The following is a 22060-nucleotide window of genomic DNA, read 5'->3' as shown; positions in this document are numbered from 1 at the left end:
TCATATCGACAATAAAAGTTAATTAAATGGTTAAATTGTCGCCGCTTTATGTGGGGCGTTACGGATTCACATGCGAAAGAACAAAATCGACTAAGGTGCGATTTTTAAGGGAAAGCTGTTTTGAACGGTAAAGCAGGTGGATCGGTTTTGGCTTGGGAATGTGTGAATGGAGAATTTCTACCAAGGCGCCAGATTGGATTTCCTGTTCAACTAAGATCTTTGGTTGCAGAAGAACACCAGAGCCTTTTAACGCAGCAAACTTAAGCACATCACCATTGTTAGACGTTAATCGGGTGTTACTGTTTCCAAAGGTATTAGATGGCATGTTCACCACTTGTTGGCTTTCTCCTTGGTGATACTGAAACCCCAAACAATGATGATGTTCAAGGTCATCAAGCGATTGGATAGGGGCATGTTGTTCAAGGTAAGAGGGTGAGGCGCAGTAAGTCATGTGGTATTCACCCAATTTTCTCGCGACTAACGACGAATCGACCAACTCACCGATTCGAATAATCACGTCTGCTTCGCTTCGATATGGGTCAATCAAATTGTTGTCCAACATCAGCTCAACGTTCAAATCGGGAAATTCAGCTAAGAAGTCAGCCACGATAGGAGCAATGACCTTTTTGCCATACGTGACAGGGCAGTTAACTTTTACTGTTCCGGTTGGACGGTTGATCAGCGTCTGGATTAAGTTCTCTGCGTTAGTGATGTCTTCAATAATGCGGTGGCACTCTTGGTAGTAGAGTTTACCGGCTTCGGTTAAGGACTGTTTGCGCGTGGTCCGATGAATCAGCTGTGTACCTAAGCTTTGCTCAAGAAAGCTCACGTGCTTGCCAACCATGGTCGGTGAAATATCAAAGTGGTGTGCAGCATTACGAAAGCTGCCGTGTTCGACCACGTAAGCGAAAACTTTCATGCTTGTTAATTTATCCATTGCACACCCAGAGTTGATAAAGAAATAACTAAAGCAGAGTTTATCAATCAAACGAGGTTAATTACAGTGGGCGTATGATTAAGAATGGAGAAAGAGATCCATCATGAATGAGACGATTTTTGTTACCGCCGAACTGAAAATGAATGCCGATAAGCCAAGACAACAAGTAGTTGAAGCCATTGAACAATTTTGCCTTGATATGCAAAGCGAAGCGGGGTGCTTGCAAGCGAGTGCGACCTACGATTCTAAAGATCCACAACGTGTGATTCTTTGGGAGCGATATGAAAACCGCGCCGCGATTGAAGCGCATTTTGCTATGCCGCATACACAAGCGTTTATTGCGGCTGAAATGGCAGAGTTAGTTCAAGCATTCGAAACCCAAGCTCAATAGGAGAGGCGAACATGAAATGGGGTATTTTAGGCACAAGCTTTATCTCAGGTGTCATGGCTGAGGCAATCCAAGGCGATGACAAGAGTGAACTGTACGCGGTTGCTGGGCGTTCGGAGCAGAACTTAAAGACATTCGCTGAGCAATATGGCATCGAGAATACGTTCAACGATTACGATGCGTTGATTGCCGATGAGCAAGTCGACATTATTTACATCGCATTGCCAAATCACCTTCATCATGACTTTATCGTTAAAGCGGCAGAGCAGGGAAAAGCGATCCTGTGTGAAAAGTCACTGTCGGTAGATATGGAAAAAACCGAGTTGGCACTAAAAGCAGTCGAAACGCACCAGGTATTCTTTGCTGAAGGTTTGATGTACTTGCATCACCCGTTGATCAGCGAGTTGGTTTCGGTGCTTAAATCGGGAGAGGTTGGTGAACTTCGCTCCATCCATACGTCTTATATTGCATCGATTGCGCAGTTTGTTAATCCAGACAGTAAAGGTGCTTTGTATAATTTAGGTTGTTACCCAATGTCATTGGTGCATTTGGTTGTGAAAACCATGTTGGGTCAGCAAACCTTTGAGAACCGTTCAATGACAGCGATTGGTCGACAAGGTAACGATGGGAATATCTGTGAATCGAGTTTGATGATGCAATTTGGTGAGCAACAAACGGTGAGTGTACATACTGCCGAAGATCATGGATTGAAACACCAGTTCACCATCCTGGGTAGCAAAGGCTGTATTACGCTAGATTCAAACCCATGGCTACCAACGCAAGATAACCAGTTTAGTGTGGAAATTTACGAGACGTCGAAGCGTGAAGTGTCTGTACCGGCTGCAGGGGACGCTTTCTTCTATCAAGTGCGCAATATTCGCCAAGCGGTTGAAGCAGGGAGTACCTCGTTAGAAAACCCTTGTGCAACATGGGAAGACTCTCACCGTATTATGCAGCTACTGACTGAGTGGGAATCACTGGCTTCAAAGTAAGTCTGTACTTGAACCAATGAACATAAAAACGGCGCACTAAATCCAATATTTGGTGCGCCGTTTTGTTTTGGGTTCAGTCTCTGTTAAATGCGATTATCGCCGGTGCTGAACGCAATGATTTGGCTGATTTCAGACAGGCTTCTGCCACTTTCTTGCTGCCATTGAACAAACGCTTTGTTGGTTGCATCGAGCGATTTTTTCGTATCTTTGCCACCTTCAATGATCTTGCAATTACGCAGGTAAGCTTCAACGTCGCTAGACAAGATGAAGGTATCAACGCCCATTTGGCGAAGTGTGTAAGGACCGGTATTGCCCCCTAGGCGATTACCGCGTTTCTTCAAATACGCCCACAGGTCGGTGATTTTCTCTTGCGGCCAATCGGCAACCATTTTGCCAAACGAGCCATATTCGATTTTTGCTTCGTAGATCATACGTGCGTTGGCAGGAATCGACATGACTTTAGTGAGGTGGCGAATGATGCGTTTGTCGGTTGCTTTGGTTTCCCATTGCTCGTCTGACAGCATCAACAGCGGCTCAATCTTAAATCCGAAGAACACTTCTTCGAAGTTCGGCCACTTGTTGCGAACCACGCTCCACGAAATCCCACTTTGGAATACCTTCATTGAAAAAGCAGCCAGCCAACGGTCGTCGGGAATCGCTGCCAGCTCTTCTTTGCTTACTGGATGAGATAAAAGCGCTTCAAGTTGATCTTCACCACCTTTACGCTCGGCAGCGCGCTGATAAATCGCGTCAAATTTTTCGATACTCATAAAAGAAGTTAGTCCTAGTTTATGTCGATATTTGCGAAACATACTACGCTTAAGTGGCTGAATCGTAAATTGATGGAGTGTCACAAATGAAGAAGGTCACATTAACGTTTGTCGGAGAAGGTTCGGATCGTATTGCGGAAAAATTCTATGCGTGGATGACGGACGGTGGGTTAGAAGACAGCATGATTGAGAATTTATCTGACCGTGAAATCTCAGTTGTTGGCATCAGTGATATGGATAATGAAACGCGTGATGTGGTGATCAATACGGAAATGAACTAACGAGTCGTCTTTCGTCAGCTATTAGAATCAGATAAAACAAAGCCCTTCACGAGAAGGGCTTTGTTGCGTTTATAAGCGTGAGAGCCTAGTTATTTACCAGTGTCAGACCGCTTGGTAGTGCATCACCGAAGATACGCTTCGATTCGCTCTCGGATAGCTCTTTGACTTCTTCAACCAGTGATACCCAAGATTCAGGTACCTTGCTTTGCTTCAACTTAGCCAGTACCTGCTCACGGTAGTCGTCTGAGATATCGAATAGGCGGTCGCCCGTCTTACGACAAATCATTACGGCTGCGAAAGCGATCATTGGCTCTTTCTGCCAGTTCTGCTCTAGCAGCTTAGGTAACCACTGTTCCGCTTGTTCACGAGGAACGACGTTATGCTGACTGCCATATAAAGGCGTACGTGATGCCAAGCGACCCATTGCCCACCAGTGTGCTTGTTCGAACTGGTTATGGTTGATGGCTTTGCTCAAGAACCACGTTGCCAATAGAACTTTGTCTTCGACTTCTAAATGCTCCAGAGAGGCAGACAAGCGCACCATCGACTCGTAACCCATATCTTGTGCCGCTTTGGCGGATTGTGGGTTTTTCATCGCGCCAGGGTGTAGGTATTTCGCGATGTCCGCCAAGATGGTCTCTTGTTGCTCTTGGCTCAAGCCACCTGCGATACGACGCCAGAATACCCACCAGTCGGTCCAACCTTGATGGTTCTTAAACTGAATGTTTTGTTGGTAGAGACCCCAAACTTGCTCAATACGCCATGAGTCGGTTGGATCGCCAAAGCCCGGACGCAGTGCAAAACCTGCCAAACGCAGCCAGTTTTTCTCGTGTGGTTCGGAACGGCGACGACGCTTGCGACCCTGAGCAAACGTATCGAATAGTTGACGTAAGGTCGTGAAATCCCATTCGTCGCGCTTGCCAAGTTTCTTCTCAAGATCTTTGGCTAAGGTTTTGATCTCTTTACCATCAGCGCTTTTTTTATTGCCGCTGTAGATTCGACCGATCAGTTCTTTACACTCATTGAGGCGAGGGTGCAGTTCAACCTGATCGCCTTCCTCGGTTTGCTTATTACGAACTTCGAATTCCAGCTCCCAACGTTTGCTGTCATCTTCTGCACTGACACATTCCATCTTAAGCGTGCCGACTTCTGTCAACTGACACGCAAGTTGTACTTCTACGCGCTCCTTCTGATTAGCTTGTAGTTCGGCGCCTTCACCTTCAAGGGTGGTGATATAAGGTGGCAGAGGAGCAAACAAGTCAGGATCAACGTCCACCATCACACCGTTTTGAATAGCGGTGTTATTGGTTAAGGTGTCGTGGGTAGACGTCAGCAGGTTAAAGCGAACGGGTTCACCTAGGGTAAGCGAGAAACGACGACCACTTAAGCGGATCTCATGACCTTCTTCTGTACCTTTTGCAAGCAAACAGAGCGCTTTGCCCATCTTGTTCTTTTCTTGAAGATGCAAGAAGTAAGAACGCGCTGCACCACCACCAATTTTAAGCTGTGCACCACGACGTGCTTTACCAAAGGCAACGGCACCCAGCGCAACAGACCAATCTGGATGAGGGTTATCTAATACCGTAACTGGTGCGCCGCGCCAATCGGAAAGTAGGGTAGTGACGCGCTCAGTCACAAGCTCACTGTTGAACACACCACCGTTAAGTAGCAAGCCTACCGGAATTGCATTTTGTTTGTCGTCTTCAATGCCGAGAGCGGCGCGAGCAACTTGCTGATGCTGAGTTAAGAACTCGGCAACGTGTTTGCTCACTGCTGGGTCAGCAACGTATGGAAGACCAAACTCGACAACGGCGCTGCGGCGCTTGTCTGGTACTTCACTGAAATCAGAAAGCGGGAAGAAGCCATCTAAAGCGATTTGGTGCACTTCTTGTTTGCTCAGCCCAATACTCTTTGTTCCGCCAAGAAGTTTTGAGCCGCTGCCCAGCATGGTGATTTTTACTTCTTCAGGTGCACTCGCTGAAAGCAGGTTCTCTTTCGCCTTGCGAGTTTGCTGAATCAACTTAGTCAGGCTTGCTGCAGTGAGCTTCTTACTTTGGTTGAAGCGGCTCTCCGCAAGGTGCGCTAATGCTAAGTCGAGGTTATCACCACCAAGCATCAAGTGCTCGCCAACACCAATACGATCAAGGGCTAGTTCATCTTGAGAAGAGAAACTTGCTTCAATCAAGCTCAAGTCGGTAGTACCACCGCCCACATCACACACCAGAATCAGCGGCAACTCTTTGAGTTCATCCGCTGCGGTTTGCTGGTGGCGTGCGTACCAGTCGTAACATACGGCTTGTGGCTCTTCGAGCAGGACGATTTTCTTTAAACCAGCCAGCTGTGCAGCTTCAAGCGTGAGTTTACGAGCGGTTTCATCGAACGACGCTGGAACGGTCACAACCACATCTTGGTCTTCTATCTTATTGCTAGGGTGACGGTAGTTCCATGCTTGACGAATGTGGTTGAGGTAGCTTGCGCTGGCAATAACGGGTGAGACTTTATCTACGTCTTGCGCGCCCGCCCAAGGAAGAATGTCTGAACTACGATCCACTGCTTGGTGCGATAGCCAGCTTTTAGCACTGGATACTTGACGTCCTTCCACCTTCGCGCCTAATTCACGAGCCCATTCACCCACGATCACATTACTAATGTCGCCAGAGACAGGTTCGTTTTCCCAAGGGAGTGTTAGGTCAGAAGGGGAGATTTGACCAACCGCAGGGTGATAGCGGAAAGAGGGCAGCAATGGTTTACGAACCACTTCACCCGGACCAATCAATTGGTCGATGTCGAATAGGGATACTTCGGATTGTTCAAGGTTGTCGGTAATTTCACAATACGCCACCACAGTGTTTGTGGTGCCAAGGTCAATACCAACAAGAAAACGAGGAGATGCCATACAAACCTTCGTGTATTTAAAAACGGCACCCGATTGGATGCCGTTTGATTTCTATTTATTCTTCTTCGTTTGAGTTGCTTTTCGCGTCTTCGCGCACATCGAACTCAACATGCCATTTTTGACCGTTATCAGCGGCAATGGCTTCTAAGTAAAGCGTACCAAGCTCAGTGACGCGAGAGGCTAGGGTTACTGGAACCACTTCGCCTTCACGACGACCTTCAGATACAGGCAGCGTTACTTGGATCTCTGGAAGCTCTTCAAGCTCTTCTGGTGCCCAGTAGTCTAGGTGAGTACCTGCTAGGTCATCACGACGAACCGTTGAGCCGAAGAATTGGAAGTTAACTGGCTGGCCGATGATCAAACCAAACTCTTGGCTTGGTACGTCAACGCTTGAGCCTTCTTCCATACCAAATGGTGCAACACAAAGTGCTTCCATTGGCGGCGCCATGCCCGGAATAGCTGGCATCGCACTTTCGATACCCACGTAGTACGCCGAAGCAATACCACCACGGATACGAACGCCCTGACCACGACGCACAGAGCCGTAGTAAGCCGCACCGCTAGCAACTGCAAGGTCTAGATCCACACCTGTTAGGCGTTTTGCCATTTCTGCATCTGCTTCAATTAGCCATTCGTTGATCGTGTCTTCTAGACGAGTTGCTAGAAGTTTCGATTTCAGAACACCACCGTTGAATAGGATTGCGGTTGGCTTGATGAAGTCAGCTGACTGCGCTGCATCCGAACCTGGCATACCAGGCATGTTAGCGAATGGGTTGAAATCTTGAGCTGCTGCTTCTGCGCCATTTCCTGAAGTAGAAAGAGCATTGGCTTGCTTAGACAAGAACGCTGCAATGTGACGAGTAATGCCTGCATCTTGTGCGTAAGGCAGACCCATTTGCGTTAGTGCACCACGGTTACGTTGAACAGGGTGGTCAGTAATTGCAACTTGAGGGAAGAAGCCATCAACCAGTGTTTGTTGTACTTCTTCTTGAGTCAGTTCTGTTTTCAGCGTTGCGCCAAGCAGTTTAGAACCACGGCTTGGTACTACGATTGGCACTGACTGAAGTTCGCTGTCGTTCAATAACGCTTCTTTCGCGTCACGACATGCGTGTGTCATTGCCTGAACTTGCCATGGCTGTAGCTCTTTACCTTCTTGGGCTAGCTTCATCTTCAAGCGGTACGCAAGTGCAAGATCCATGTTGTCACCGCCAAGTAGGATGTGTTCGCCTACCGCGATACGGTTCAGAGTTAGGTTGCCGTCGTCTTCAGTTACTTCAACCAAAGAAAGGTCGGTTGTACCACCACCGATATCGACCACAAGCACGATGTCGCCAACTTCAACTTCGTCGCGCCATTTGTCGTTGCTGTTATCGATCCAGTTGTAAAGTGCAGCTTGTGGCTCTTCTAGAAGTGTTAGGTGCACAAAACCAACGTTGCGTGCTGCTTCTGCAGTTAGATCGCGAGCAGCAGGATCAAAAGAAGCAGGAACCGTAATGGTTACGTCTTGATCGGCAAGGTTGTGATTTGGGTTCGCGTGATTCCAAGCGTCTTTTAGGTGCTCTAGGTAAAGCTCTGTCGCACGAAGAGGGGATACTTTTTCCACTTCTTCTGGGCTACCTGCTGGCAGGAAAGCATCACGACGGTTCACACCTGCGTGGCAAAGCCAAGATTTCGCACTTGCAACAAGACGAATTGGTGTTTTTGAACCTAGGTTACGTGCAATTGCACCAACTAGAGCTTTTGGCTCGCTCGACCACGGAAGAACGCGTGATTGCGGGTTCATTTCGTGTTCGTGTGGTTGGTAAAGGAAAGAGCCTAATTGGCTGCGAGTCTCTACCGTACCCGGCGCAGTCAACTGCGGGATAGGCATCACTTCAACGCGAGCGTCTTCGTCGTGAGTATCAACAAAAGACATCACACAGTGTGTTGTACCTAAGTCGATACCAACACTGAATTTAGGCGTCTGTTGAGTTTCAACAGACGCTTCTTGAGAATGGTTTTCTTGGTTCATGTGTTCCATTACAGCTCAACCTCAGCTGGAGCGATCACAGATGCGTCGTAGTTCTCAGCCAGTTTAGGCAACGTCATTGATGTTGCCTTCCAACCTTTGTGAACTAGCGTGCCGTTAAATGGCGCGCTGCCTGTTACGTTGCCAGTTAGGCGGATTTCTTGTGGGTTGAAGCCTTCTTCAACCGTAATGCGAGTTTCTTCGTCTTCGTTACGAACGTGCGCTAGCGTCACGTAGTCGTTCAGTACTTTCTGACCACCAGTGTGGATTACGCGAGCGGCTGCGCCTACTTCTTCATCAGAGAATGACGTTAGGTCTTCTTTTAAGAAGTCAATCAGACGAGCTTCTTGTTGCATGATAGAAAGCAGCTGCATTGCAGAGTCTGTTGATGCGGTTGCAAGTTTTGATTCAACTTCTACAACACGCTCTACGACTTTCTCTACTTCTACTACTTTTTCTACTTCAACGATCTTCTCAACTGGTTTCTCAACCTCGACGATTTTCTCGACTGGTTTTTCTACCACTTTCTCGACCACTTTTGATTTGCGCGACACTGCAACTAGAAGAAGCAAAACGCTCGATGCGGTTAGGCCAGCGTGAAGCATATCGAACGTTTGAGGAATTAGGTTCAAATCAATGTTCATGACGTTTTTTCTCTTTCTATTGATTTATTGGTGCTCAGTATTGGCTCATATTTGTTCACTAAAACGATCGTCTTTGCGATCTTGCACCAAGTTTAGACATTAAAATGATGACGGATGGTAGCATATTCAAGGCTTAAGGCTGTAATAATTCGTGACTATACCGTACGAACAGCGTGAAAAATCGACGATCAGACTCCCCAATATAGGTTGTTGCTTGATGTTTGTGCGTTGCTAACGCAGTATTTCAATAGATCCCGAAGTTTAACTTACGGAAGTATCAAAAATTACGATATGACACAAAGCACCGCTCATAAGAGCTTTATAAAACGACATTCAGACTCTATTTTAGCTTTTTTGGCGACTTTATGTGTCACTGCTGGTGTAGTAGGTGCTGCTTATACAATGCAGCAACGGTATACACAGACGACGTTTGATACTTTAGCCGACCGACAAGCAGAATCACTTAAAGCAAACGTCGAGAATGATCTAAAGTTCATTGGTGCGGGCGCAAACTTTTTCCATTCGATTGAGCGAAGCTATTGGCCATCGTTTCCTATGTATGCGGAACAAGTGATTAATAGCTCGCGAAGTCTCATTGGACTTCAATGGATGCAAAAGGTCGAATTCGAAGATCTTGATGAACATATTTTAAAGACCCGTCAAAAATTTCCAAACTTCCAACCGTTTACCGTTCCTAAAGATGGTCCCAAAACCTACGGGTACATTTTTGAACACAATGAGCCAATTTTTATCGCGTCGGATATCTACCCAAGAACACCGGAAAACCTTTCTCTATTGGGTTTCTATTTTTCGCGCAAACGCTTCGATTTAGTCTTGGATGATATTTCCGAAAATGGGCGAGCGAATGTCTCGGATAAAGTTCGCTTACTGCAAGATGGTTATGACAAGTCCATACCTAAGACTGGGTTGCTGGTGTTCCATCCAGTGTTCGACTTCGAGAACAAATATTTATTAGGAGTAGTGACCGGCGTTATCCGAAGTACGGTTTACTTTGAGGATTTGATTACGAAAACCGCGACGGAGCTCGATATGTCGGTGCGCGTAGAAGACTTGGGATTCGACGCAGCAGATGACCCTGTTCTCTTTCAAAGTGCTAGCTGGGATAACATTCGAGGAACCGTTATAAGCCGAACCATTCAACTGCCTAACCGTGAATGGCGTATTGACTTTAAGCTTTCTGACGCAGTCTCAGCTTGGGAGCGTTCTATTTTAGCGGGCACGACGCTAGCCGGATTGGTAATCGCCTTTTTGATCAGTTGGATTGTGAATTTACAGTCTCGAGAAAAAGAGCGCTTAGCGGTCATGTTGGAGCTCAAAACCGTTGAATTAAAAAGAATGGCAGAGCGAGACCCTCTAACTCAACTACTGAATCGCCGGGCATTCAACGATCATTTGCTTAATCAGATAAACAAAGGTGTTAACTTCGCCTTGGTTGGTTTTGATATCGACCACTTCAAAGTGATTAATGACAAACACGGCCATTTAGGTGGAGATGAAGCGTTACAACATGTTACTAAGCTGGTCAGTGCTAATTTAAAACCGGGAGATAAGTTTTACCGAGCTGGTGGTGACGAGTTTTGTATTATTTCTAAAGTCATTGATAGAGCAGTGCTAGAAGCTTACCTAGAAAAATTACGGAGTGTTGTGGCAAGTACGGCTTTTGATTATGGTGATGCGTCAATCATCTGTACGTTGAGTATCGGTGCGGTTATCCATAAAGAAGAAGATCCTGAGAGCTTGTATCACAAAATGGATAGTCAACTCTATTTGAGTAAAAAAAACGGCCGTAATAATGTGTCGATCGGCGATTAAATGGGCGCACAAATTCGAGTTTTACGCCGTGTTACGATAGAATCGCACGCTTTAAATTTTTATGTTAGGAACCAAGGCAAACTATGAACCATAACCGTATTGTATGCTTCGATTTAGAAATGTGTTGCTGGAACGAAAATGGCGTCGGCAGCACGGGTGAAATTATCGAAGTGGGGTTAGCTGAAATAGATTTGTCTAAAGGTGAGATAGTCAAGCGTGCTCAATACTACGTGAAACCAGAACAAGATGAAGTGTCTCTGTTCTGCGCTGAGTTAACGGGCATCACACCACGTAAGATTGAAAAACAAGGACGCCCACTAGAAGAAGTGCTTAAATCCATGGTTAAGAACTTCGGTGGTCGCAACAAAATCTTTGCATCTTGGGGGCGAGATGACCTCATTCTTCTAGAAGAGTGTAAGCAAAAAGGTATTGAAGCACCGTTCACAGAGTTCATCAACTTAGCGACACTCTACCGTATTCAAAATCGTCTTAAAGATAAACGTATAGGCCATCGAGCCGCTCAAGAAGCAAAAGGAATAGACTGGGAAGGGCGTCAACACTCTGGCTATGTAGATGCATATAACTTAGCTAAGCTTGCTTTGACCATGTTTTAGTTATTCGAACCTAGCTAGCTTGTAATTAAATAATCATCCAACCATTGTTGTTTTGTCATGCAGTCTGTTTAGTGTGGAAAGAGCTAAACACATACCTTGACCAGTATTTTAATAACAATGTCGTTGGCTTATTGAAAAACGCGCAGAGTGCGCGTTTTTTTATGGCTACAGAAGCGATATCTGTTGTCATTCTAGGGGTAGCTTAGAGTTAGCCAGCGACTTATATACTCATCTCGTCACTTTACTGAGACTGTAACTTCGCTCGAATGAACTCGCTGTGATCAACATAGAGTAGCTCTGCTGTTTTACGGATCACCGCGTCTTCTAGCGGGTCAATTTCGCCGTCTGCGTAAGCGACTTCCCACATGCTTTTGATTAAGTTGTAACGAGTTTCTTGAGTCAGTTCTCTTAGTTGAGAGGTAAAGTCGTACAGCGAAGCGGAATCTTTAATTTTCTGTTGCGCTTGCTCTAACAAAGTATTTGATTCCTCTTCATTTAACGAAAGCAGTTTCATCAATAAAGAGCGCTTTGTTTCTTGTTCTCTATCATCGACACTATGGTCTGCGCCAGAAACTTCACAAAGCAAACACGCGATAGCCATGTTAGGGGAAAGTGTGTTGGTTTGGCTTAAATCAGAGCCATCAATGAGTTGTTTAAATAATGATGTGAGAGAATTAAACATAATGAACACCGAGCTATTGTTTATTTGGTTAACATGGTAATAAATACGGAAGATCTCAAGGTGCGATACCAAATTTAGCACGCCGTTGACATTTAAGAACGGCCACTTTCTCCCCAAAAAAACCTAAACTCCTGAGTTAGTTCAAGGTGACTTGCCTCTTACAAAGGGCAAGTCATTTTGGGATTGATACTCAGCTTTCAGCACGTGTCGGTGGAAAATGAACTTCGTCACCATCACTCGTCAGAATACTAATTTGACTTGGTTTGCCTTCATCATCAAGGCGTAGCTCACCAATGGCACTATGGTTAACCAAGCGATAAAAGTTGTGCGTACTTGGTGCGCGTTTGTAAATCTTGAGTCGTTTACGTTTTGTGAACCAGTTTAAAGGTGAGCGAGGGCTGTATAGCAGTCTATCTAGGCCATCACACATATTGAGCAGTTGTGTAGGGAACTGATTTTTAATTCCACTACAGGTGATTTGATAGATATTCGGACTGTTTTTTCGATAGCGGAGCTTAATATCGTATGCAAAAGAGTAGTGCACGTCGCCAGAGAGAATAACAAAGTTAGTTGGTGTCTTTGTGTGTGTGAAAATACTAATAAGAGTATTCGCACTTCCGGGGTGAGCCATCCAGTTTTCAGCATCAACCATCAATGGTTTACCAAGCATGGTCACCACACGTTGTAGTGCTTCGATAAATTTCACACCAAACATTGGCGCGGCAGAAACAATAACAACCTTGTCTTGATGCACGAGCTCCTGATGGAACTCAATCATCGCTTCCCAGTCCATTAAGCCAGAAGGTTTGTTCATTTTAGACTCAGAACGCCAGCGTCTGGTTCGTGTATCTAGCACGACAACTTTTGGTGTCGTAGGAATAGTGTAGTGCCAATTCTCAAAGCGATACAAATATTGAATAAATGCATCTTGGGTTTGCGAGGTTCGCTCATCGATAAAGCGTTGAGCGAGGCTCATAAATTCATCATTGAATTTTTCTGGCGCATTTCCCCAACCTTGGCAAAGCCAGTAAGCAATCAAGCTATTACCGATAATGCGTTTTGCAAACGTGTTGCTGTATGCGGCTTGTTCCCAGCCTATGGTGAGATTCCAATCGTCGGTGACATCGTGATCATCAAAAATCATATAGGTTGGAATGTGAGCGAGTAAGCGTTGAACCTTGTCCAGACCTGCGACGAATTTATCAATTTGCTTTTTTTCTTCGCGCCATTGCTGCTGCCATTTGGGTTCAAGAACTTCTCCGCCGACAGTAAATTCGTTTTCTAACAAACGATCCGTTCGAACAAGCTTCCACAAGGTCGGAGACCAAACCAATAAGTACATTGCAAAGCACTCAGCAAAGCTTATTAGGTGATTCTCACACTCTTTGGCGCTGAATATTGGTGTCCCTCGGTGTGGAAAAAACTTACTTAGTAAACTGTCATCACTCACATAATGAGGCAACAATTTATCTCGACCATAATAGCAAGCAGGGTGTTGGTAGAGCTCATTGGTATTTTTTATCGGAGCTTGTTCGAATTCTTCGCCTGGCAAACCCAATAAAGCTATGACTTGCTCAATGGCATCGAGAGTGGGGCCTGCAACATGGTCTGCATAGATTTGATCACCACTCATGATGAGCATATCCGGTCTTTCTTCAATGGATTGAGACGCGATTTTATGATCCGCAGCGACCAATGTATCATCACTGAAGTGATGGGGATTACGGCAAGAGCCATGTAGGAGATAATCCGCTTTTTCACTAACGAGGAACTCAATACCCAAGTTTGGCGTATTATCTCGCTCATAAGTCAGGTGAGGGAGCAGTTCCGTCACTAATCCATATTGCGTTTTTATTTGATAGCGTAACGCTTGATGGGTTGGAAACTCGCCTTCTAATTTAAGTAAGCAACACCACGCATTGAGGCCGATTTGAAGCTGTTCTTTTTGTTCACTTAAAGGGGCTTGATAAAGGATGGAGGCATTTTCATCCGTAATTTGCACCATACCCTCCAAGCGTTGGGTGGTGACTAGCCAAATATTGATTTCAGTTGCGGTCACTTTACGTAGGATCGGACCTGCAACGACAAGAGGAAGTGAAGAAATTTCAGTCGTGTTCATCAATGCTGGCAAAACGGCTCCTTATGTGTCAGCTTCTTCTTCTAATATTTCGATAACTTGCGAGCTACTAAGTTCATGTCCCATAAGGAACAAACCAAGCATCGCATCGGCTTTTGACGCGTTATTACTGTCTTCATCCAAAATTTGCTGAAGCCGAGTTCTAATTAGGTCGATTTCGTGTTCGACGAAGCCACGCCCTTCTTCGTCACCTTGACCATCTTCTGGTGCATTATCAAAGTGCAAAAACAACATGTCACCATCGAGTTGAGTCCCTATCAACCTCTCTGGCAGCCATGCTTCTCCCATCACAATGTCTGGGTCTGTGTCTGCGGGTAAATGATTCAAGGTAGAGATGAGTTCTGATGCTTTCACTTTTTACTTCATTATGTTTGATTTAGAACTAAGCTAGAGTTTAAGCGCTTGTTGTAATGGTAAAATATTCGCAAACAAGCTCACCTAGTCGTGCAATATTAATATGATCTTGGGACTCAAACTGTCACGAGGATGACAACATTTGCCATTGTAACGGCTATCATCAGCAGAACATAAGCTTTTAATGGCAAATCATTGATGTTTGCCTGCTTCTCAACCAACATTTTTCGAACTCATGAAGAGATTAATTCTAACAACACTCGCTTTACCTTTAGCTGCGGCAGTTTCTTCTGCGCATGGTGCAGACGAACAAACGTGGGGGATTGCTGCGATGTATCGCACAGCATCGATTCCGTTTTACACCGCCGATAATGACTCTACGGTGAGTACATTTGTACCAATGATGTTCTTTGAAAACGAACATGTGTATATCAATGGCATTGAAGGTGGCGCTTTTTTGTATAACGAGAGTGATTCCGACTGGCGCGCGAGCGCACTCATGCGATTGAGATTTGTCGATATTCCCATGTCGCTACAAAATGCTAATGAAGGGGACAGAGTCGATTTCGGTGGGCAAGTGCGTTATAGCATTAACGACACTTGGCGCGCAGAAGTAGAGTTGATGACGGACGACGAACTCCAGTTTCACTCTAATTACCGCCTTGCTGCCAATTATGTATTTGGTGATTGGGAATTAGAGCCATCGATTACGATTCGATACAAAGACGCTGATTTCAATAGTGAATATTATTCCTTTAAGGATATTACTGGCGAGAGAATTGGAGCTGGGCTTGACACCAATCTTGGTATTAAAGCGCGTTACCATGTAACTTCAAATTTGTATTTATTGGGTGAGACGAGTGTTACTCGCTTAGATGATAACGCCTACAACAGTCAGCTTGTAGAAGATCGATATCAGGGAGAAGTGTTTGTCGGTTTTGGCTTTTTCAACGATCAAAGCAAAGTTCCGAAACCGACACTGAGCAATAAAGCATATCTACGTATTGCGCATGGTTGGGCGACGCCTTCGAACATCGGTGAAATATTTAGCTTTGAGAGAGAAAAAGACCCATACGACAATCAACTTACTTCATTGTTTTATGGGCATCCATTAACGGATGAGCTGTTTGGTTTTCCTCTTGATATTTATTTAACGCCAGGGTTGGTTCATCACTGGTCGTCCAGTGTTCAGTCTGCGAACACAGAATACGTCATGGCGATTAAGGCTTATTATACGGTTAATTGGCCTACGACTTGGCGATTTGGTGTAGCGGAAGGTGTGTCATACATTGATAGCATTACCTATATTGAAGGCACAGAAATGGAAGACAAGGGTTATACACCAAGCAAGTTGCTCAACTACCTAGATTTCTCGTTTGATGTCAATGTAGGCGATCTCTTCAACCAAAAGAGCTGGAACAATATGTGGGTGGGCTATTCATTGCATCACCGCTCGGCGATTTTTGAAAGCGCTTCCCAGTTTGGACGAATTAAAGGTGGGAGCAACTACAATACTATTTATTTCCAGTTCGAGTTTTAGCGCATCGCGAGATGCATATAGGTCGGATTTGCAACTGACTTATTTATCGCCCATTATGAGTGATGATGAATAATACTATGCTGCTTTCAACGAGAAATTTCGTATATCGTGCCAGAGTTAAGGCTGTTTGTGATGCATCTGATGAATCGGATGGCATAAGCACCATGAGTATCGACTCCTCATTCAATCTTCAAATTGAAGCGATAAATTGTACCAACGCTGAATTTGCCAAACGCTTTTTTGCCATTCACGGAGAAGGGCACTTGGAGGGCGATGAATGGTTGGTGTTGTACGTCAACTCTCTTGACGTTAAGGCGGGAGACAATATAGAAATCCGTAGCGATGCCGCGTTTAATGCGATGATCGAGAATATGATAAGCGAAGCTGAGCGGTCTTTAGAAAAAGTCTACCTCGATGCAATACGCAACTTGGAGAAAGTGAATCGTTTTTGACGATGTAAGAGACCCTATAAATACGATCAAGGCATCAGGATCCAAAAAGGGATTGGCGCGAACCGATCCCTTTTGTATTCTGGTTTATTCTAACTTACGCCATTGTTGCAAGTTGGCTTTGCGCTTCTGAAATGCCTTTTGCAGCCGCATCTTCACCCATGTTTAGCGCTTCTGCGTAAACAAATTCCACATCAGTGATTCCTACAAAACCCAGCACAGTGCGTAGGTATGGCGTAACGTTGTCAGTTGGTGAATCTTTATGAATACCACCACGAGTCGTTATTACAATCGCCTTTTTACCTTCAATCAAACCTTGAACGCCGTTTTCTGTGTATTTGAATGTCACGCCTGCACGAGCAATCAAATCAATCCAGTTTTTAAGCTGAGTCGGGATGGTAAAGTTGTACATTGGAGCGGCAATAACCAAAGTGTCTGCGGCCTTTACTTCTTCAATAAGGGTGTCAGACAAGTCGACCACCGCTTGCTGTTCTTGTGAAAGATCTTCCGTAGCGCGCAGTGCAGTCGCAACGGCGAAGTCCAAAACAGGTAGCGGGTTTGCAGCCAAATCACGAACAGTAAGCTTGTCTTGGTCTACATTTTTGATGAAGTTTTCAACCAATTTATTTGATTGAGAGTAATCGCCAAGGATGCTTGATTTTAGAGCTAGTACACGAGACATAATGGTTATTCCTTAAATAAGTGCTTTCGACTATGGGAGCCATTATAAGCAACGTAAGTGAGTTCAAAAGCCTAGCGATTCGCTGAACATGTTCGAAAAAATTGAATGAGCTTTCGGTTATCTTGTTACAGATCTTGTGTGATACAATCCGCGCAGTTTTTGTAATGAAAAGAATAGGAAACGCTTTGACTTCGTCACAGCCCCCAAAAAAGAATCTAGCTGAAGAGCAAGCGACACCGTCAAATGGTGCGCAAAAAGCGACAGCGAAACAAGCTCAAACACCTCAGGCTCAAGTGAATAGCGCGGCATCTCTGCGTAAAGCGCTGAATCAGTGCATGATGCGCGACCGTTTCCGCTTGAGTAAACGTATTTCTGGTGCAAGCAAAATTAAGAAGGACGCAGCGCGTAATGCTGTGTTCGACGAAATCGCATTAGACATCGCAAAATCCATGATGGTTGCAGAGCAGCGCAGCAACTACAAACCAACGATTGAATACCCAGAAATCCTGCCTGTAAGCCAAAAACGCGACGATATTGCGAAAGCGATCGAAGAAAACCAAGTGGTTATCGTCGCGGGTGAAACCGGTTCTGGTAAAACCACTCAGCTACCAAAAATCTGTGCTGAGCTTGGTCGCGGTAAATTTGGTCTGATTGGTCATACTCAGCCTCGTCGTCTTGCAGCGCGTTCGGTTGCTAACCGTATTGCCGAAGAGATGGAAACCAAGCTTGGTGAGTTTGTTGGTTACAAGGTTCGATTCAACGATCAGATCTCTGAAAATACCCAAATCAAATTGATGACGGACGGTATCTTGTTGGCTGAAATTCAGCATGACCGTTTCTTGAATCAATACGACACCATCATTATCGATGAAGCGCACGAGCGCAGCCTCAACATCGATTTCATCTTGGGTTACTTGAAAGAGTTGCTGCCACGTCGTCCTGATTTGAAAGTGATCATCACGTCGGCAACCATCGACCCAGAACGCTTCTCAAAACACTTCAACAATGCACCAATCATAGAAGTATCGGGTCGTACTTACCCAGTAGAAACACGTTACCGCCCACTAAACGGTGATGACGACAATGATCGTGACCAGCTTGAAGGCATCTTCGAAGCGGTAGACGAACTGTGCGATGAAGGTTTAGGTGACATCCTGATTTTCATGAACGGTGAACGTGAAATCCGTGATACCGCAGATGCATTGTCCAAACGTAATCTGAAGAGCACGGAAATTGTGCCGCTTTACGCGCGTTTGTCGGCAGGTGAGCAGAATAAGATTTTCCAACCTCACACTGGTCGCCGAATTGTACTGGCAACCAACGTGGCAGAAACCTCGCTAACTGTTCCGGGCATTAAGTACGTTATCGACCCGGGTACGGCGCGTATCAGTCGATACAGTTACCGTACTAAGGTTCAGCGTCTTCCAATCGAGCCAGTTTCTCAGGCGAGTGCGAACCAGCGTAAAGGTCGTTGTGGTCGTGTGGAAGAGGGTATCTGTATTCGTCTGTACTCAGAGGAAGATTTTGAGTCACGCCCAGAGTTTACTGATCCTGAAATCCTACGTACCAATCTAGCGTCGGTTATCTTGCAAATGACGGCACTTGGTTTGGGTGATATTCAAGCGTTTCCGTTTGTGGAAGCACCGGATAAACGTAACATCCAAGACGGCGTGCGTTTGCTGGAAGAGCTTGGTGCGATTAACTCTGAGGTAAAAGATCCGAAAAAACGCCTGACTTCCATTGGTCGCCAATTAGCGCGTTTGCCAATCGATCCGCGCTTGGCGCGTATGGTATTGGAAGCGCCAAAATATGGTGCGCTTAAAGAAGTGATGATCATCGCAGCTGCCTTGTCGATTCAAGATCCACGCGAACGTCCTTCAGACAAACAACAATCGTCAGACGATAAACATCGTCGCTTCTTCCATGAAGAGTCGGACTTCCTGACATTTGTGAATTTGTGGGAATACATCCAAAAGCAGCAAAAAGCCTTGTCTAGCAATCAGTTCCGCAAACAGTGTAAGCAAGACTATTTGAACTACTTGCGCGTTCGCGAGTGGCAAGATGTGTACTTCCAAATTCATCAGTCGATGCGTGAGATGGAATTCAAGCTTAACGATGAGCCCGCTTCTTACCATGGCGTACACAGTGCCATTTTGGTTGGTTTGCTGTCGCACATCGGCATGAAAGACCAAGAAAAGAATGAATATCAAGGCGCGCGTAATGCTCGTTTCCATATCTTCCCTGCATCAGGTCTATTCAAGAAACAGCCTAAGTGGATCATGTCTGCTGAGTTGGTGGAAACCTCAAAACTTTGGGGTCGTATCATCGCAAAGATTCAGCCAGAATGGATTGAGCCGTTAGCTAAACACCTTATTAAACGCAGTTACAGCGAACCACATTGGTCGAAGAAAAGCGCTGCGGTGATGGCGCACGAAAAAGTGATGCTTTACGGCGTACCAATCGTACCGAAACGCTTGGTCAACTACGGCAGTATCGATTCGACCGTAAGTCGCGAAATCTTCATTCGTAGTGCATTGGTTGAGGGTGAATGGGAAACCAAACACGCGTTCTTTAAGCAAAACCGTAAGCTTCTGCAAGAAGTGGAAGAGCTTGAGCATAAATCTCGTCGTCGAGACATCTTAGTGGATGATGATGAGCTGTTTGATTTCTATGACCAACGCGTTGGCACCGAAGTGGTTTCTGGTAAGCATTTCGATACGTGGTGGAAAAAGGCATCTAAAGAAAATCCGGAACTGCTGAACTTTGAAAAAGAGATGCTGTTCAAGGGTGATGCTAGCCATGTGACCGATTTGGATTACCCGAACTTCTGGCATCAAAATGGTTTGAAGCTCAAATTGAGTTACCAATTTGAACCAGGCGATGATAGTGACGGTGTCACAGTGCATTTGCCGTTGCCGATTTTAAACCAAGTTGAACCAGCGGGCTTTGATTGGCAAATCCCTGGTTTGCGCCATGAGCTTGTGGTCAGCTTGATTAAATCGTTGCCAAAGACAATTCGTAAGAACTTTGTGCCAGCGCCAAACTATGCCGATGCATTCTTAGCACGCGTCACGCCAATGGAAGCGCCGCTGCTAGATTCATTAGAGAAAGAGTTGCGACGCATGACGGGCGTAGAGGTACTGCGTGAAGACTGGAACTTGGAACAAGTACCTGAGCACTTGAAAGTCACGTTCCGTGCGGTTGATCATCGAAATCGTAAACTGAAGGAACATAAAGACCTTCATGAACTGAAAGAAAGTTTGAAAGACAAAGTTCAAGAAACGCTTTCCAAAGTTGCGGATGACGATATCGAACAGCAAGGTCTGCATACGTGGAGTTTTGGCGAATTGCCGAAAGTGTATCAACAAAAACGTGGCGGCTACGATGTAAAAGCGTATCCGGCGCTTGTTGATACCAAAGACAGCGTTGAAATCAAACTCTACGAAACGGAGTACGAGCAGATAACGGCAATGCGTGCTGGTCAGCGTCGTTTGATTTTGTTGAATGTGCCGTCTCCAATTAAATATTTGCACGCTAACTTACCGAACAAATCGAAGTTGGGGTTGTATTTTAACCCTTACGGCAAAGTGCTTGATCTGATAGATGACTGCATTGCCTGCGGTGTCGATAAGCTTATTGAAGAGCAGGGTGGTTTAGTTTGGGAGCCAGAGAAGTTCGAAGCGTTGAAAGAACACGTTCGTGCTGAATTGGGTGACACCGTTGTAGAGATCGCTCAACAGGTTGAGACTATTCTGACCACGGCGTTTAGCATCAATAAGAAGCTAAAAGGCAAGATCGACTTCACAATGGCGTTTGCTCTGTCCGATATCAAAGCACAAATTGAAGGCTTGATCTTCAAAGGCTTTGCAACGGAATGTGGCTGGAAGCGCTTGCCGGATATTCTTCGCTACATGCGCGCGATAGAGCGCCGTATGGAGAAGTTGCCTATCGATCCAAACAAAGATCGTTTACATATGCTGAAGATTGAATCTGTGACTCAAGACTATAAAGAGTTGCTGAACAAGATCCCGAAAGGTGTGGCTATTCCTGAAAATGTAAAAGAAGTGCGTTGGATGATTGAAGAACTTCGCGTGAGTTACTTTGCTCAACAATTAGGCACTCCTTATCCTGTTTCTGATAAACGAGTCAAAAACGCGATTGATGCTTGCTAATCAACCAGTAAAATAGTGTCAGATTTGTAATTATCGCTTAAGAAGTTGCTGGTACACTAATTGCTAGTAACTCAATAAGCATTATTTTTTAGTTCCGGGAGGCAATAGTTCGCCTCCCTTTATCTGTAGTACCAACGACTGAGTTATGCAGGCGTGGGAATAATAAAGAGTAAAGGTAGATGATGAAAAAAACTCTATTAGCAGTGGCGCTACTTGGCGCATCTTCTGCGGCAATGGCGGATTCTTGGATTTACGGTGGTGCAACAGTAGGTCAGTCTGACTACAAAGGTGAGACGGACACATCATACTCTGTTCACGTTGGTACAGGCATTCTACCTATCATTGGTGTTGAAGCTGGTGTAACACAGCACGGTGAGTTCAACGTAAATGGTCAAGACACTAAGCTAACTTCTTACTACGCAGCACTTAAGCCAAGTATCGACTTCGGTCCGCTACACGTGTACGCAAAAGGTGGTTTCCATCAGTGGGACAAAAAAGTGAAAGGCGGCAAAGACGATGACGATTTGGACCTAATGTACGGTGTGGGTGCTGAGTACTTCATTTTTGGCCCAATGTCTGTTGGTGCTAGCTACATGAACTACACTGCTGGTAAAGACGATATCAGCACGTTCTCTGTTAACGCAACACTACATTTCCTATAAGCGTCAAGCTTTCTAACAC

General features: G+C 45.3%; 18 protein-coding genes. 9 read left to right on the top strand and 9 right to left on the bottom strand.

All coding sequences use genetic code 11. The features are described from left to right. Window positions 1-58 precede the first annotated feature (58 nt). Window positions 59-937, bottom strand: coding sequence for a LysR family transcriptional regulator (locus CAG68_RS02295; protein ID WP_017820637.1), 879 nt, complete (start codon window positions 935-937; stop codon window positions 59-61). 103 nt (window positions 938-1040) lie between these two features. Between CAG68_RS02295 and CAG68_RS02290 the strand changes: the two genes are divergently transcribed. Further along, a complete protein-coding gene (locus tag CAG68_RS02290; RefSeq protein ID WP_017820638.1) occupies window positions 1041-1328 on the top strand; it encodes a putative quinol monooxygenase in 288 nt (95 codons plus the stop codon). 11 nt (window positions 1329-1339) lie between these two features. After that, window positions 1340-2317: a Gfo/Idh/MocA family oxidoreductase gene (locus tag CAG68_RS02285; protein WP_161440740.1), complete on the top strand. Its 978-nt coding sequence runs from the start codon at window positions 1340-1342 to the stop codon at window positions 2315-2317. 83 nt (window positions 2318-2400) lie between these two features. Here the strand turns inward: CAG68_RS02285 and CAG68_RS02280 are convergent, their stop codons facing one another. Continuing rightward, window positions 2401-3087: a DNA-3-methyladenine glycosylase I gene (locus CAG68_RS02280; protein WP_161440739.1), complete on the bottom strand. Its 687-nt coding sequence runs from the start codon at window positions 3085-3087 to the stop codon at window positions 2401-2403. A gap of 86 nt (window positions 3088-3173) precedes the next feature. Here CAG68_RS02280 and CAG68_RS02275 point away from each other — a divergent pair, with 86 nt between their 5' ends. After that, the gene (locus CAG68_RS02275) at window positions 3174-3368 is read left to right on the top strand and encodes a hypothetical protein (RefSeq protein ID WP_005377692.1); all 195 of its coding nucleotides are present in this window, start codon (window positions 3174-3176) and stop codon (window positions 3366-3368) included. Between the two features lie 85 nt (window positions 3369-3453). On the opposite strand, the gene CAG68_RS02270 is transcribed toward CAG68_RS02275, so the two are convergent. From CAG68_RS02270 to CAG68_RS02260, 3 genes are read right to left on the bottom strand one after another with little or no spacing between them, the layout of a single operon-like run. After that, entirely contained in the window at window positions 3454-6264 is a 2811-nt protein-coding gene (locus CAG68_RS02270; protein WP_161440738.1) for an Hsp70 family protein, read from the bottom strand. A gap of 55 nt (window positions 6265-6319) precedes the next feature. Further along, window positions 6320-8284, bottom strand: coding sequence for an Hsp70 family protein (locus tag CAG68_RS02265; protein WP_161440737.1), 1965 nt, complete (start codon window positions 8282-8284; stop codon window positions 6320-6322). Continuing rightward, the gene (locus CAG68_RS02260; RefSeq protein WP_017634945.1) at window positions 8284-8916 is read right to left on the bottom strand and encodes a DUF2760 domain-containing protein; all 633 of its coding nucleotides are present in this window, start codon (window positions 8914-8916) and stop codon (window positions 8284-8286) included. The genes CAG68_RS02265 and CAG68_RS02260 overlap by 1 nt, the downstream gene beginning before the upstream one ends. 291 nt (window positions 8917-9207) lie before the next feature. Between CAG68_RS02260 and CAG68_RS02255 the strand changes: the two genes are divergently transcribed. After that, window positions 9208-10749 (top strand): diguanylate cyclase domain-containing protein, encoded by a 1542-nt coding sequence (locus tag CAG68_RS02255; protein ID WP_161440736.1) that lies wholly within the window; start codon window positions 9208-9210, stop codon window positions 10747-10749. Window positions 10750-10832: 83 nt separating this feature from the next. Then, window positions 10833-11363, top strand: a complete 531-nt coding sequence (locus tag CAG68_RS02250; RefSeq protein ID WP_042522915.1) for a 3'-5' exonuclease — start codon at window positions 10833-10835, stop codon at window positions 11361-11363. Window positions 11364-11604: 241 nt separating this feature from the next. On the opposite strand, the gene CAG68_RS02245 is transcribed toward CAG68_RS02250, so the two are convergent. From CAG68_RS02245 to CAG68_RS02235, 3 genes are all read right to left on the bottom strand, one after another. Then, window positions 11605-12045 (bottom strand): tellurite resistance TerB family protein, encoded by a 441-nt coding sequence (locus CAG68_RS02245; protein ID WP_017820644.1) that lies wholly within the window; start codon window positions 12043-12045, stop codon window positions 11605-11607. A 190-nt stretch (window positions 12046-12235) separates the two neighbouring features. Beyond that, on the bottom strand, window positions 12236-14176 hold the full coding sequence (locus tag CAG68_RS02240) for an alkaline phosphatase D family protein (RefSeq protein WP_161440735.1): 1941 nt from the start codon (window positions 14174-14176) through the stop codon (window positions 12236-12238). A 9-nt stretch (window positions 14177-14185) separates the two neighbouring features. After that, window positions 14186-14536 carry a hypothetical protein gene (locus CAG68_RS02235; RefSeq protein WP_017634942.1) on the bottom strand — a complete coding sequence of 117 codons (351 nt, stop codon included), beginning with the start codon at window positions 14534-14536 and terminating at the stop codon, window positions 14186-14188. Between the two features lie 235 nt (window positions 14537-14771). Here CAG68_RS02235 and CAG68_RS02230 point away from each other — a divergent pair, with 235 nt between their 5' ends. Then, entirely contained in the window at window positions 14772-16076 is a 1305-nt protein-coding gene (locus CAG68_RS02230; RefSeq protein ID WP_025766685.1) for a MipA/OmpV family protein, read from the top strand. A gap of 77 nt (window positions 16077-16153) precedes the next feature. Then, window positions 16154-16528, top strand: a complete 375-nt coding sequence (locus CAG68_RS02225; protein ID WP_025766684.1) for a hypothetical protein — start codon at window positions 16154-16156, stop codon at window positions 16526-16528. A gap of 94 nt (window positions 16529-16622) precedes the next feature. On the opposite strand, the gene CAG68_RS02220 is transcribed toward CAG68_RS02225, so the two are convergent. Next, on the bottom strand, window positions 16623-17207 hold the full coding sequence (locus CAG68_RS02220; protein WP_054574130.1) for an FMN-dependent NADH-azoreductase: 585 nt from the start codon (window positions 17205-17207) through the stop codon (window positions 16623-16625). Between the two features lie 185 nt (window positions 17208-17392). Here CAG68_RS02220 and hrpA point away from each other — a divergent pair, with 185 nt between their 5' ends. Both hrpA and CAG68_RS02210 read left to right on the top strand, forming a co-directional pair. Then, entirely contained in the window at window positions 17393-21379 is a 3987-nt protein-coding gene (gene hrpA / locus CAG68_RS02215) for an ATP-dependent RNA helicase HrpA (protein ID WP_202599825.1), read from the top strand. A 182-nt stretch (window positions 21380-21561) separates the two neighbouring features. Next, entirely contained in the window at window positions 21562-22041 is a 480-nt protein-coding gene (locus tag CAG68_RS02210) for an outer membrane beta-barrel protein (protein ID WP_021033871.1), read from the top strand. Window positions 22042-22060: the final 19 nt, after the last annotated feature.

It is taken from the genome of Vibrio sp. V42_P2S4T144, from assembly GCF_009904715.1.
In the GTDB taxonomy this organism is placed as follows: domain Bacteria; phylum Pseudomonadota; class Gammaproteobacteria; order Enterobacterales; family Vibrionaceae; genus Vibrio; species Vibrio alginolyticus.
The sequence above is the reverse complement of the archived record's forward strand: the minus strand, read 5'-3'. Positions and strand labels throughout refer to the sequence as shown.

Bases quoted from the DNA above. Each gene is read 5' to 3' on its own strand.
- CAG68_RS02295 (WP_017820637.1), bottom strand. From the start codon at position 937: ATGGATAAATTAACAAGCATGAAAGTTTTCGCTTACGTGGTCGAACAC.
- CAG68_RS02290 (WP_017820638.1), top strand. From the start codon at position 1,041: ATGAATGAGACGATTTTTGTTACCGCCGAACTGAAAATGAATGCCGAT.
- CAG68_RS02285 (WP_161440740.1), top strand. From the start codon at position 1,340: ATGAAATGGGGTATTTTAGGCACAAGCTTTATCTCAGGTGTCATGGCT.
- CAG68_RS02280 (WP_161440739.1), bottom strand. From the start codon at position 3,087: ATGAGTATCGAAAAATTTGACGCGATTTATCAGCGCGCTGCCGAGCGT.
- CAG68_RS02275 (WP_005377692.1), top strand. From the start codon at position 3,174: ATGAAGAAGGTCACATTAACGTTTGTCGGAGAAGGTTCGGATCGTATT.
- CAG68_RS02270 (WP_161440738.1), bottom strand. From the start codon at position 6,264: ATGGCATCTCCTCGTTTTCTTGTTGGTATTGACCTTGGCACCACAAAC.
- CAG68_RS02265 (WP_161440737.1), bottom strand. From the start codon at position 8,284: ATGGAACACATGAACCAAGAAAACCATTCTCAAGAAGCGTCTGTTGAA.
- CAG68_RS02260 (WP_017634945.1), bottom strand. From the start codon at position 8,916: ATGAACATTGATTTGAACCTAATTCCTCAAACGTTCGATATGCTTCAC.
- CAG68_RS02255 (WP_161440736.1), top strand. From the start codon at position 9,208: ATGACACAAAGCACCGCTCATAAGAGCTTTATAAAACGACATTCAGAC.
- CAG68_RS02250 (WP_042522915.1), top strand. From the start codon at position 10,833: ATGAACCATAACCGTATTGTATGCTTCGATTTAGAAATGTGTTGCTGG.
- CAG68_RS02245 (WP_017820644.1), bottom strand. From the start codon at position 12,045: ATGTTTAATTCTCTCACATCATTATTTAAACAACTCATTGATGGCTCT.
- CAG68_RS02230 (WP_025766685.1), top strand. From the start codon at position 14,772: ATGAAGAGATTAATTCTAACAACACTCGCTTTACCTTTAGCTGCGGCA.
- CAG68_RS02225 (WP_025766684.1), top strand. From the start codon at position 16,154: ATGCTGCTTTCAACGAGAAATTTCGTATATCGTGCCAGAGTTAAGGCT.
- CAG68_RS02220 (WP_054574130.1), bottom strand. From the start codon at position 17,207: ATGTCTCGTGTACTAGCTCTAAAATCAAGCATCCTTGGCGATTACTCT.
- CAG68_RS02210 (WP_021033871.1), top strand. From the start codon at position 21,562: ATGAAAAAAACTCTATTAGCAGTGGCGCTACTTGGCGCATCTTCTGCG.